General features: G+C 54.0%; 12 protein-coding genes and 1 riboswitch. Of the genes, 7 read left to right on the plus strand and 5 right to left on the minus strand.

The features are described 5' to 3' along the window. The first annotated feature begins 34 nt into the window (after positions 1–34). The 4 genes from BST81_RS14180 (at position 35) to BST81_RS14195 (ending at position 3,458) form a co-directional block, all read left to right on the plus strand. Positions 35–682 carry a response regulator transcription factor gene (locus BST81_RS14180; RefSeq protein ID WP_075599115.1) on the plus strand — a complete coding sequence of 216 codons (648 nt, stop codon included), beginning with the start codon at positions 35–37 and terminating at the stop codon, positions 680–682. 150 nt (positions 683–832) lie between these two features. Continuing rightward, positions 833–1,669, plus strand: coding sequence for a 1,4-dihydroxy-2-naphthoyl-CoA synthase (gene menB / locus BST81_RS14185; protein WP_075599116.1), 837 nt, complete (start codon positions 833–835; stop codon positions 1,667–1,669). 128 nt (positions 1,670–1,797) lie between these two features. After that, positions 1,798–3,138, plus strand: a complete 1,341-nt coding sequence (locus BST81_RS14190) for a DUF2330 domain-containing protein (RefSeq protein WP_253188283.1) — start codon at positions 1,798–1,800, stop codon at positions 3,136–3,138. A 17-nt stretch (positions 3,139–3,155) separates the two neighbouring features. Continuing rightward, positions 3,156–3,458, plus strand: a complete 303-nt coding sequence (locus tag BST81_RS14195) for a putative quinol monooxygenase (protein WP_075599118.1) — start codon at positions 3,156–3,158, stop codon at positions 3,456–3,458. Between the two features lie 5 nt (positions 3,459–3,463). Here BST81_RS14195 and BST81_RS14200 read toward each other — a convergent pair whose 3' ends face one another. Together BST81_RS14200 and BST81_RS14205 are read right to left on the minus strand one after the other, a co-directional pair. Then, the gene (locus BST81_RS14200) at positions 3,464–4,003 is read right to left on the minus strand and encodes a hypothetical protein (protein WP_075599119.1); all 540 of its coding nucleotides are present in this window, start codon (positions 4,001–4,003) and stop codon (positions 3,464–3,466) included. A 321-nt stretch (positions 4,004–4,324) separates the two neighbouring features. Then, complete coding sequence (locus tag BST81_RS14205; RefSeq protein ID WP_075599120.1) at positions 4,325–4,630, minus strand: DUF4278 domain-containing protein; 306 nt, start codon at positions 4,628–4,630, stop codon at positions 4,325–4,327. 37 nt (positions 4,631–4,667) lie between these two features. Continuing rightward, a riboswitch (Glutamine riboswitch) is annotated at positions 4,668–4,775 on the minus strand. 78 nt (positions 4,776–4,853) lie between these two features. On the opposite strand from BST81_RS14205, the gene BST81_RS14210 reads away from it, so the two are divergent. Further along, positions 4,854–5,645, plus strand: coding sequence for a PhzF family phenazine biosynthesis protein (locus tag BST81_RS14210; protein ID WP_075599121.1), 792 nt, complete (start codon positions 4,854–4,856; stop codon positions 5,643–5,645). A gap of 9 nt (positions 5,646–5,654) precedes the next feature. On the opposite strand, the gene BST81_RS14215 is transcribed toward BST81_RS14210, so the two are convergent. The 3 genes from BST81_RS14215 to BST81_RS14225 all read right to left on the minus strand — a co-directional run bounded on the left by BST81_RS14215 (position 5,655) and on the right by BST81_RS14225 (position 8,610). Further along, on the minus strand, positions 5,655–7,388 hold the full coding sequence (locus tag BST81_RS14215; protein WP_075599122.1) for a transglutaminase domain-containing protein: 1,734 nt from the start codon (positions 7,386–7,388) through the stop codon (positions 5,655–5,657). Between the two features lie 106 nt (positions 7,389–7,494). Then, entirely contained in the window at positions 7,495–8,097 is a 603-nt protein-coding gene (locus BST81_RS14220) for a rhomboid family intramembrane serine protease (RefSeq protein ID WP_075599123.1), read from the minus strand. A gap of 117 nt (positions 8,098–8,214) precedes the next feature. Further along, entirely contained in the window at positions 8,215–8,610 is a 396-nt protein-coding gene (locus BST81_RS14225; RefSeq protein ID WP_075599124.1) for a VOC family protein, read from the minus strand. A 331-nt stretch (positions 8,611–8,941) separates the two neighbouring features. Here BST81_RS14225 and BST81_RS14230 point away from each other — a divergent pair, with 331 nt between their 5' ends. Both BST81_RS14230 and BST81_RS14235 read left to right on the plus strand, forming a co-directional pair. Further along, a complete protein-coding gene (locus BST81_RS14230; RefSeq protein ID WP_075599125.1) occupies positions 8,942–10,699 on the plus strand; it encodes a ShlB/FhaC/HecB family hemolysin secretion/activation protein in 1,758 nt (585 codons plus the stop codon). Positions 10,700–10,816: 117 nt separating this feature from the next. Continuing rightward, a partial coding sequence (locus BST81_RS14235) for a filamentous hemagglutinin N-terminal domain-containing protein (protein WP_216351328.1) occupies positions 10,817–12,562 on the plus strand: 1,746 nt, incomplete at its 3' end.

The raw sequence follows: 12,562 nt of genomic DNA on the forward strand, positions 1-12,562 counted from the left end.
GAAATATTTTTGCGATTCTACTCCCCAATTTTTTATGGCACCTGAATCTGCGCAACTCCGGATCCTGATTGTTGAAGATGACCCAATGATGCAACTGGGGCTGGAGCAGTCCCTCCAGGCGGAGCCTCACTTTACGATCGTGGGTCAGGCTGATGATGGGTATCTGGGAGTAGAAGCAGCACTGAAACTAAAGCCAGACCTCATTATTATGGATATTGGCCTGCCCCGTTTGGATGGGATCGAAGCCACCAAGCGGATCAAGGAAGCACTCCCAGACGTGCGGGTTGTTGTCCTGACCTCCCACACCACAGAGACAGAAATTGTGGCGGCCCTATCCACTGGGGCCGATGCCTATTGCATCAAGGGAGCCCGTGTGGACCGACTTCTGGCCGCGATTGCCGCAGCTCAAGAAGGGGCCATTTATCTGGATCCTCAAATCGCTCGCCGGGTGGTGGAGCACCTGAAACCCCCAGCTAATGTCAACAATCTGGCCCAACTTTCAGATCGGGAACTGGAGGTCTTAAAGTTGATGGTAGATGGGCTCAGTAATCCGGAGATCGCAGCGAAGCTTTACCTCAGTCCCAATACCATCAAAACCCATGTTCGCGGGATTATGAATAAGCTGGCTGTGGACGATCGGGTTCAGGCCGCTGTGGTAGCCCTCCGCAGTGGATTGGTTTAAGTTGTCATTTGTCATTTGTACTGACTTGATCATTGGGTTATTAATCATCAATCAATCACCCATAACTAATGACCAAGCCAAACCCACTCCGGCCTTGCGGGCTATCCCTCCTAGGAGGGGATGAAACCAATCAAACATGACTAATGCGTAATGACAATTCCTAATTGGCAAGTTGCAAAAACCTACGAGGATATTCTCTATCACAAAGCAGATGGCATCGCCAAAGTGACGATTAACCGTCCCCATAAGCGCAATGCCTTTCGTCCCCGAACCGTGTTTGAACTGTATGATGCCTTCTGCAATGCCCGTGAAGACAGCCGTATTGGGGTGATTCTACTGACCGGGGCAGGGCCTCACAGCGATGGTAAGTATGCCTTCTGTGCTGGAGGGGACCAGAGCGTGCGAGGCCAGGGGGGCTATGTGGACGAAGAGGGTGTACCTCGCTTGAATGTGCTAGACCTGCAGCGGCTGATCCGCTCCATGCCTAAGGTGGTGATTGCTCTGGTGGCTGGGTATGCGATCGGGGGGGGCCATGTCCTTCACATCATCTGCGATCTGACGATCGCCGCAGATAACGCCATCTTTGGCCAGACAGGTCCGAAGGTGGGTAGTTTTGATGGGGGCTTCGGAGCCAGTTACCTGGCCCGGATTGTAGGCCAGAAGAAAGCAAGGGAGATCTGGTTCCTCTGCCGACAGTACACAGCTCAGCAGGCTTTGGAGATGGGGCTGGTGAATACGATCGTCCCGGTGGAAAACTTGGAAGCCGAAGGGATTCGCTGGGCTCAGGAGATTCTGGAAAAGAGCCCGATCGCCATTCGCTGTTTGAAAGCTGCCTTTAATGCCGACTGCGATGGGCAGGCCGGTCTGCAGGAGCTGGCTGGTAATGCCACCCTGCTGTACTACATGACCGAAGAGGGGGCTGAAGGGAAACAGGCTTTCCTGGAAAAGCGTCCCCCCAACTTTCGCCAGTACCCCTGGCTCCCCTAATTTCACACTGGGAGGCAGGATTTCTGACTCCTGCCTCCTGGCATCAAAATTTCTGTTGCGGAAAGTGAAACAACTCAAAAATTGGACCTGTTTGTAGACATACTGGTTGTTGTCAATGCCCCTTAGCCATGTCTACAGGACCGATCGCCATGAGATTACTGCGGGTTTTGCTTTCCTTCTGTCTGGTTTGTGTGGCCCTGGTTAGTTTTGCCCCTGAAGCCTGGGCGTTTTGCGGATTCTATGTTTCTAAAGCGGACACCAGCCTTTATAACCGGGCGTCCCAGGTGGTGATTGCCAGGGATGGCGATCGCACCATCCTGACCATGGCCAACGACTATCAGGGGGATGTGAAAGACTTTGCGATCGTGGTGCCGGTGCCGGTGGTCCTGAAGGAAGAACAGGTGCGGGTGGGCAATCCCAAGATTATCGAGCGGCTGGATGCCTTTAGCGCCCCGCGCCTGGTGGAGTACTTTGATTCCGATCCCTGTGCCATTCGTAAGGTTGCGCGGCCATCAGCAGTTGGACAGGCCACTTCAGAACGGCGGGAAAGTGCGGGAAATCGGGCTGCCGATGCACTGGGGGTGACGATCGAGGCCCGGTTCACGGTTGGGGAGTATGACATTCTGATTCTGAGTGCAAAGGAATCGGATGGGCTGGCGACGTGGCTGACTTCGAACGGCTACCGCATTCCCCAGGGGGCCAGCCAGCTCCTGCAGCCCTACTTACGGCAGAAGATGAAGTTTTTCGTCGCTAAGGTCAACCTGGCCGAGTACAACAAGTCGGGCTTCCAGTCTCTGCGGCCCCTGATGATGGCCTATGAGTCTCAGAAGTTCATGTTGCCGATTCGTCTGGGAATGATCAATGCCCAGAGCGAGCAGGACCTGGTCGTCTACATTCTTTCTCCCAAGGGACAGGCTGAGGTCACGAACTATCGAACGGTGAAAGTGCCCTCTGGGGATGAGATTCCCGTGTTTGTGAAGAATGAATTTGGCAACTTCTACAAGTCCATGTTTCAGAATTCCTATACTCGGGAAGGGAAAAAAGTGGCCTTCCTGGAATATGCCTGGAGTATGAGCAATTGCGACCCCTGCTCCGCTGACCCCCTGAATTCGGATGAACTGCGGCAGGCTGGTGTCTTCTGGCTCACACCCAATGGTCCTTACCGGCAGGTTTTTATTACCCGCCTGCATGTTCGCTATACCAGGGACAAGTTCCCAGAAGACCTGATGTTCCAGGAAACCTCAAACCAGGAGTCTTTCCAGGGAAGGTATGTGCTGCGGCATCCCTATACGGGCGAGGTCCAGTGTCGGGAAGGGCAGGCATATCGTCGATCGCTGCCGGTCCGCTTTGAAAGAGAAGCCCAGACCCTGGCCCGATTGACCGGGTGGGACATCCGTGATATCCGTAGGAAGGCTAATCTGACCCAGACCCAAACCCCACCCTGGTGGGAGAATGTCTGGCCCAAGTAGAAGACCTCAGGATACCCATGACACCAACCGAGACCATTACCGTCACTGCCCGCTTTAAAATCAAGCCCGGACTGGAAGGAATGCTCAGGCGAGAACTGGATACTGTCATGGCGTTAACCCGAAATGAGACGGGTTGCATCAGTTACAACCTGCACCAATCTGATAGCGACCCGCTCCAGTTCCTTATGCTGGAGCAATGGGTCAGCCAGGAAGCCTTGGATGAACATCTCCAGATGCCCTACATCAAATCCCTGTTTGTCAAGGCTGCCATGCTGTTAGCTGAGCCCGTCGAGCTTGATTTCTGGAAATCGCTGATCTGATTCGTTTAATCCCTGGTGGATATCAAGCAATATTTCACAATGCCATAGGCAAAGGTCATGCCCCACAAAATCGAATCAATCCAGAGCTGACCCATGGCCATAATCCAGAGACTGATCAGAATGACCCCAACCCCATTGGCGATTAACACGGGCAGACGACTTTGAAATGATCGGGGTTGAATGTCGATCGCAGGTGCTGGCAGCAAGTGAATGGTTGCCAGGGTGTTAAACCAGATCTGGCTCAGTAAAACAACCAGGGATCCCCAGCCCAGGAAAAACGAGGCAAGATAAAAACCCCCTAATTCAATGACGATCGTGCTCACTGTAATCCAGTAGAACTGATCTAAACGAGGATCCTGAAGGTGCTGTTTGGCTACAGTAATCTGCTCCAGATCGATGACAGCCATACGCGCCTGATCAATGCAGAACAATACCAAACCGGGAGCTAGCAATTGATGGCTTAATTCATGCTCCCAAATCACCTGTCCTAACAAAATCCCCAGGGCTGCAGGACAGAAGAGTCCAAAGATGACCCAAGTGATCAAGGGTCTTATCGATGATCCAGCAGTTACCAATCCTGACCCTCCCTGATTCCTTGCTAGCGTGTATACAGAATCTCTGAAAAGTTTGGCCCCAGTAAGTAGACTCGCGTGAAATCCCCTCTCAAGAGGAAATTATGGATAGACGGTAGCTAACTCCTTCCTTAAGAAGCATGTCGATTTTAAGGGATTTTTCTACCGATGGGAACGGAAGCCACAACTCATTCATCCGGACAAAACACAACAAAAAGGACACCCCATTAGAGGGAGTGTCCTGGAAGCACTTTAGAGCTATCCTGTCTCAGAGGTCTCTAGAGCAGTCAATCATCAAGCAGGGATACCCAGTTGGGCTGCAACTCGGCTATGCATGGATAGTTGACGATGACGATCGGAAAGATGATGCTGAATTACTAACAGACGGGCTTTTTCTTCGAGGGAAGGGATGGGTTTTTCACTGGCACGATCGGCGGCACCCCGATACTTCACTTCCAAATCAGTTTCATGCTTGGAAAAACGGCGCAGAGCTTGTACCAACCAGGTCAACCCTGCATATTTCCGGGTCACACCATCATTGGCTACTGTGACAGCAGGAGGATTATAGTCGTAAACAACGCCGCGATAGGTTAATTGCATAATTCGCCTCTCATTTCAGGGTGTAGGTGTTTCGGGAGGCGCGTTCCTTCGGGAAGAGTCCCTACTTCCGTCTCTCTCGCCCGGCTGAAAACCAATCAAAAAGATCCAGTTAAACCAGGTTGACCGAGAAAAAGAGATGAACGATTTATTTCATATCTGTATTATAAGATACGGTTTTGATTCTTGTTGTCAGGAGTTCATGAAAGTTTATCCCTAATAATTAATGTCCTACCCCATTGTTCAGGTCGATACATTCACCGATCGTCCTTTCGCCGGAAACCCGGCAGCTGTCTGTGTTTTGCCCCAGCGAGAACCGGACGACTGGATGCAGACGGTGGCCCAGGAAATGAATCTGTCAGAGACGGCCTTTCTCTTGCAACAGGTTGATGGGTACAATTTGCGCTGGTTCACACCAGCCGTTGAAGTTGATCTCTGTGGCCATGCGACCCTGGCCAGTGCCCATGTCCTGTGGTCAGAAGGATATCTCCCTCTCAATACACCGGCCCGCTTCTTCACCCGCAGTGGCTTATTGACAGCCCAGCGTCAGGGCGACTGGATTGAGCTGGACTTTCCTGCCACTGTGGCGGCAGCAGTTTCTCCCCTGCCCGACCTGGAATCAGCCCTGGGAGTAACAGCCACCTTTGTCGGGAAAAACAGCTTCGATTACCTGATCGAAGTGGAGTCTGCTGAAGTGCTGCGGGCCATCCAGCCAGACTTTGCCCGGCTCAGAACCCTGGGAGGATTGCGTGGGGTGATCGTCACCAGTGCTTCTGATCACCCGGAGTACGATTTTCTATCCCGATTCTTCGCTCCGGGTGTGGGCATTGACGAAGATCCTGTGACAGGCTCAGCCCACTGCTGCTTGGGGCCTTACTGGCGCGATCGACTCCACAAGGATGAATTCACCGCCTATCAGGCATCCGCCAGGGGGGGAGTAGTTCGGGTTCGCTGTGCGGGCGATCGGGTACTCCTGGGGGGACAGGCGGTAACGGTGCTGCGAGGGGAATTAGGTTGAATTATTGAATTATGGGGCTGGTTTCAACTCCGCCAGAATCCGATAGCGCACATGGTTGAGGGACAGGTTACCGATCGAGAGCCGATGGGCCTCATCCACACTTTTCCCTGAAGCTTTATCTGGCGTCTTCACCGCCTCAAAAGTAATTCCCTTGCCGATCTCCGTGTGATACCAGGCCAGCCCCATGAAAAAGCGAGTGGGATAAGGCCCGCCATCCTGAATGTCATCCGGGTTGGATTCCATGGGAAACCAGCCAAACCCTGGCACATAGAATTCCATCCAAACATGGTTGAAATCTGGTTCCAGAGGGACAAAAGGCCGATCGGGGTGCTTGGGACACTTATAACGACCCACTGTGCGACAGATGATTCCATTCAGGCGGGCCAGAGCCAGCAACACCCCCAGATACTCCCCGCAGGAACCAATCCCCCGCTCAAGAGCCACGTCTGGGGTATCGATGTAAGGTTTGATGCCATAGGAGAGGCGATCGTAAACATAGTTGCGGATCTTCAGGATCTTGCGGAGCAGATTGGTTTCGGTTCCGATCGACTCCCTAGCTGCCTCTTTGATCAGGTCCGTTCCCATCGCCAGCTCATCATTATCCACCAGGTAGCGGGCCTCATACTCTGGGGGCGCAGCAGGCAGATTTTCCACCTGTCTGGGCGAAAGGAGATACTTGATGCCCCAGACCTCAATCACCGCCTTCCAGCCAAAAATGCGCCGTTCCCCTGATTTCAACCGATCGAACTTAAACAGAGCCACCCGCTGCCCATCCTGAACTTCTTCGATGAAGGGCATCCCCACCGACTCCACCTGACGCACTTTTTGGCGAGGGGTCTCAGCGGGTAGGGCAATCCGCCACTCTACCTGCTGCAGATCGGCATCTTGCAAGTCAGAAGCTTCTACCGGCGACAATTCCTCCACATAGGAGAGCTCTACCAGGAAACCATTGGAGAGTGCGTAGTGCTCGTCCTGGTAATAGTGATAGTACAGGGGATGAATGAACGTGCGATCGCGGTAGGTTAGCTCTACCGGTGGGTCAGCGTTGGGATTGTCTCGAATATAGGGTTCTTCCAGGGCATAGGCCACATAGAGGGTATCGCCACAGAAAGTAAGGCCAGAAGGTCTGTCAAAGGGCGTCAATACGCTGAACTGCACATTTCCCAACCCCCGATCGAGGCAATAAACCGTTTGTTCTTCCCGATCGCAGACCCAGAGTTCTTCATGGCGCACTGTCAGATTTTCAATCCCTATTCCCGGCGCATAAAAGCGGGTGATCTGCTTGCCGGTGCTGGCATCTAAAACGTAAATATAACCGGCACGCTGACTGGAGGCATAAACGGTGTTTTCCCAAACGGCCACCCCATCAATTTCGTAAGGCAGATTGACGACATGTTCTGCCTTAGCCTCTACCGATAGCAATCCTGCCGAAATATCTTTAAACAGGTAGATTTCTTCGTCCTGAAATCGATACAGGTCATTGCCTCGACTGAACCAGAGGGCATTCTCCCAGAGGGCTAGCCCACTCGCGTTTTTGAACTCTTCTGTGTGGTAGGGGTTCAGGACGATAGAACTGTCACTACCCGGGCGGACCTGCAGCAGATATCCCTGCAGAGCATCGATCGCCAGAATAGTGTCTCCCAGAACAGTCAGACCACGCAGCTCTGACGCTCCGATCGGTCGGATGGTTTGTAACCAGGGATTCTGCTGAATCGTATTGAGGTCGGGCATCTGCTGGGACATGGTTAGTCAAACCCTGATAGGAGAATAGCCTGCAAGACTGCAAACTCTCCAATCATAGTCAATTTGTATCCCCTGTCCGATACAGAGAACACTTTCTGTCCCTAAACTACCATCCCTCCTCAGGATTTCGGTCCTTCGGGCCATCGGCCATGAGCCGAGCTGCCAGCACCCCACCCAAAAAGCCGAACAGATGCCCCTGCCAGGAAATTCCCGGTTGGGAGGGCAATACGCCCCAGATCAACCCGCCGTACAGGAAGCCCACAATCACAGAAATCAAGATGGAGGGAATATTCCGTTCAAAGAACCCCCGCATCAGCAGATAGCCCAAGTAACCAAAGATGACCCCACTGGCCCCAATGTGAACCGTCCAGGGAGGGGCAATTAACCAGGTGCCCAATCCCCCCACCAGCATGACAATGATCGACACCACAAAAAAGTCACTGGTGCGACGCAGCATCACAAACCAGCCCAGGGTAATGAAGGGAATGGTATTGGCGATCAGGTGCCCCAGCCCTCCATGGAGAAAGGGTGCAAACAGGATACCCCGCAGGCCAGTGATGTTGCGGGGACGAATTCCATAGCGATCGAGGGTTCCTCGAAAAACGAAGAGGTCAATCAGCTCAATGGCCCAAAAAATTGCGGTGATACTGCCCAGGATCACCGCCTGGGTCTTCAATTCCTCGGCAATGCCTGATTTTTCGGTACTCATGGGTTTAAGTGTGTGAGTTGAACTGGGAGTTATAGTTCTTATCTCTTCTAATCATGGAATAAATTCTTCCATCTGGGGTGTGATCCACAGGCACCTAACTGATGGAATAGCTGAAGTTCACTTCAGAGGATAATGCTCCTGGTACTCCACCAGTTCAATTTCATTTCCATCCGGGTCATCAATGTAAATTCGGTGTTTGGTTTCCGGTGAGGTATAGGTGTAGTACTCAATCCCATTGGCTTCCAGAAATGCCTTCATTTGATCGCCATCCTGAATTACAAAGCCAACATGGTTAATGCCGATCGAGTCATAGGGCCGATGGGTCCGGATGGCCTGGGGAGTCTCAGTTAAGGCGACATAGAACTGGTGATTCCCTAGGTGCATCCAGCGCTTGCCCTCGTTTTCTCCTTCCGCACGCACGTACCAATCCGGAAAAAGCTTCTGGTAGAAATTTCTGCTGGTATCCAGGTCCTCCACTGCGAGATTGAGGTGTTCAAATCGGTTGAAGTTCATACCATCCTCCGGAATCAGATTTGTCGTTAATTAAATTGTAGTCATAACGAGTATGATTTTCGGGATACCCTATCCCTTTGGGCGAAATAGCGGATGAAAGGAACTCATCCAGATGATTAGGATGAGTCCGACATCTTGAATGTGCTTCCAGCGCAACATTAGTGACTTCTACAGGAAGTTCTGTTGGGGTCAGGCGTACTGGACTGAAGCACTCAAAAATTCTTTGTCCAAGTTCAATTGTGATCTGCCGATGGAGAGGAGTCTCTCCCGGTAGATTTGTCCTGCGTTGATATCAGGGCTGTCTCTCATCACTTATGGAGTTGTTGTCAGGATGCATGCAAATCTTCGATCGTTCCCTTTCTGGAACCCCTTACTGGTTCTGATTCTCATGGGATTTCCCCTCAGTCTTCGAGGCCATGCCGGAGAGCTGAGTCAGAGCCTGCCCCCACCCCCTCAGTCCGATGGGCAGTCCACGAATCCCAGCCAGAGTCGCTTCGATCAACCGGGGCCAGAAGTTACGCCAGCACCGCTCGCTCCTCCTGTTTTGCGGACAATCCCTGCACCCACCACAGAATCTGTCGATCGGCCTGCCGCTGAACAACAAATCCGAATTGACAGGATTCAAATTGTGGGCAATACCATTCTGTCTAGTCAGGAACTTCAGGCTCTTACCCAACCCCTGGAAGGGCGGGAAGTGACGATCGCAGAGCTGGTAGCCCTGGCCGATCGCATCACCCAGCTTTATCTACAGCGAGGGTACATCACCTCCCGTGCTGTTATCCCCAACCAGTCTCTGGTGGATGGAAAGGTGCAGATCCAGGTGGTGGAAGGCACTCTGGAGAGCGTTGAGATTGAAGGCACCCAGCAGGTCAGTCAGGACTACATTCGCGATCGTATTGCCCTGGCTCAACTCAAACCCCTGAACCAGTTTGCTCTGGAAGACCAGTTGCGGCTGTTGCAGGCAGACCCATTATTCAAGTCTGTTACCGCATCTCTACGTCCCGCTTCCAGGCCAGGGCAGGCGGTGCTGACCGTGCAGGTGGAAGAGGCAAATCCCCTGGTGATCGGGACCAACATCGACAACTATTCCCCACCGGCTGTCGGAGGAGAACGGGCGGGAGGCAGCCTCACMRATCGCAACCTGAGTGGGACTGGAGATCAGCTCTCGATCGCTGCCACGAGCACCTTGACGGGGGGTGCCCAGCAGTACGACCTGAGCTACCGGATTCCCCTCAACCCGATGAACGGGACGTTGCAGTTCCGCTATGCCCCCAGCAGCTACCACATTACGGATCCAGCCTTTGCCAGCTTTGGGATCCGGGGTAGGAGCGATCTGTACGACCTCAGCTTCCGGCAACCACTGATTCGCACCCCCAGAGARGARTTRGCCCTGTCCGTGGGACTGACCCATCAGAGCGGCCAGACTTTTATCTTCGAGGATATTCCGGCCCCCTTTGGTCCCGGTGCAGATGGCAATGGAGTGACCCGSACCAGCGTAGTCAAGCTGGGCCAGGATTACGTTGCGCGTGATAGTCAGGGAGCCTGGGGGTTGAGATCGCAGTTCAATATGGGCACGGGCCTGTTCGATGCCACCAGCAATCCGGCTCCGATTCCCTCTGGTCAGTTCTTCAGTTGGTCAGGTCAGGTGCAGCGGTTGCAGGTACTGGACTCGAACCACCTGCTGATGCTGCAGGGAGAGGTGCAACTGAGTGCAGATCCGCTGCTCCCTTCTCAGCAGTTTGTGATTGGGGGTGGACAGTCGGTGCGAGGGTATCGGCAAAATGCCCGATCGGGAGACAACGGGTTTCGCTTGTCGATCGAAGACCGCATCACCGTGGCCCGTGATGGAACGGGAGGTGCTGCCTTTCAGGTTGCCCCCTTCATCGACATGGGAGCTGTTTGGAACTCTGGTCCCCTGCCCCTGCCCCGCAATACCTTCCTCTCAGCCGTAGGAGTGGGACTGCTCTGGAACCCTGACCCAGCATTAGATGTGCGACTGGACTACGCCATGCCCTTCATCAACCTGAGCGATCGGGGCAGCAACATCCAGGATGCAGGACTGCACTTCAGGATCAACACCCGCTTCTAATCCCGATCCAAACCCACCCCGGCCCTGGGGGCCACCCCTCCCCAGAGGGGATGAATCCGTGCAGGCGTTGCATGCAACGCCTCTTCTATTCCCCATAATTCTTCCCTTAATATCACCATGACCAGCAACAAACAGCAACGCCGCAACTTCTCTATCCTTGTTTTCAGCCTGATGGCCAGCAGTTCTGCCCTGGTAGGACTGGCGCTGAGCCTGCTCCCCGCCCAGGCCCAGATTACCCCAGCCGCAGATGGAACAGGAACGATCGTTCACGTCAACGGCAACCAGTTCGATATCTCAGGCGGAACGCAAGCGGGCAGCAACCTGTTTCACAGCTTCCAGCAACTGGGTCTAACGCAAGAGCAGATTGCCAACTTCATGGCCAATCCCAACATTCAGAACATCCTGGGACGGGTAACAGGCGGAGATCCTTCGGTGCTCAACGGCCTGATCCAGGTCACAGGGGGCAATTCCAACCTGTTTCTGATCAATCCAGGCGGGATTATTTTCGGTCCCAATGTCCAGTTGAATGTCCCAGCAGCATTCACCGCCACCACCGCCAACGGGATTGGGATGGGCAACGGCATATTCAGCGCCAGTGGCCCCAACGATTACAGCACATTGCTGGGCAATCCCGACTCCTTTGTGTTCACGATCGCGCATCCCGGAGCGATCGTCAACCTGGGCGATCTGACGGTGAAAGACGGACAGAGCCTGGTGCTGACGGGTGGAACGGTCATCAGCAGCGGCAAGCTGGACGCTCCCAACGGTCAGATCCTGGTGACAGCGATGCCCGGTGACAGCAGCCTGCGGATCAGCATTCCCGGTTCCCCTCTGAGCCTGGAGATTCCCAAACCGAATGACTGGAACGGGTCGATCGCCACTTTGAGTCAACTCCTCTCTGGCACAGGCAGCCCGGTGAATGGCATCACCACTGACGCAGACGGCACGGTGCATCTGACGGGTGCCAATTTACAGATCCAGCCAGGGGATGGGGTGGTGCAGCAGGCGAGGGCCGCCCAGGTGACGATCGGGGCGGCGCACAACCTGATTCTGGCTCCGGTAGATGATACTAATCCCGCCAGTTTGACTGCCAACCGTAACCTGAGCCTGATGGCAGGCAATCAGGTCATCGTCAGAGACTCAAAGGCTCAGCCTGTCTCTGTGCAAGCAGGAGGGGATTTGACCGTATTGGGTCAGCAGGGCATTGATATCCTGGCTCTGAAACATCCAGAAGCCGGACAGGCATTCCAGAGCCTGGGGGACATGCGCTTCCTCAGCGATGGCACCATTTCTGGGGATGCCCACTTTGCTTCTCAGGGGAGAATTTCTTTCCTGACCCTGAGTGGGGAGAATGGTAATTTCGTCAGCTATTATGACCCGATCGTCTCTTCAGACCAGGACGTGCGGATAGGCAACTACACCGGCGCATCCCTGAAGGTGGAAACCCTGGGCAGCATCTACGCTGGGGATATCACGATCACCAGTCCTGATACAAGTCTGGTAGGAACTGACCTGGACATCCCCACCCTGACCGGCAGTGCCGCCCTGATCCTGAGAGCGGGTCTGCCGTCTCTGGCCAATCCCGTCAACCTCAGCACCCAGAACCTGCTGCTGAAAACGGGGGGGGCGGTGGCCAATGTGCTCTACCAGGCCAATGAACTGGCTGTGCCACCAGGTTACTCTAGTACAGTTGGGACGGCGATCAACGCCAATGGGGATGTGGCCGGGTATGGCTATGATGCCAGTGGGAATGCCATCGCCGCCGTATTTCCCCAGAGTGGGCCTTCCTTGGGACTCTGGCAAATCCCTGGTTACGCCTGGACTCCGGCGATCGGGATGAGCGATAGCGGCATGGTCGCCATC

The sequence above is a fragment of the Leptolyngbya sp. 'hensonii' genome (assembly GCF_001939115.1).
Taxonomy (GTDB): domain Bacteria; phylum Cyanobacteriota; class Cyanobacteriia.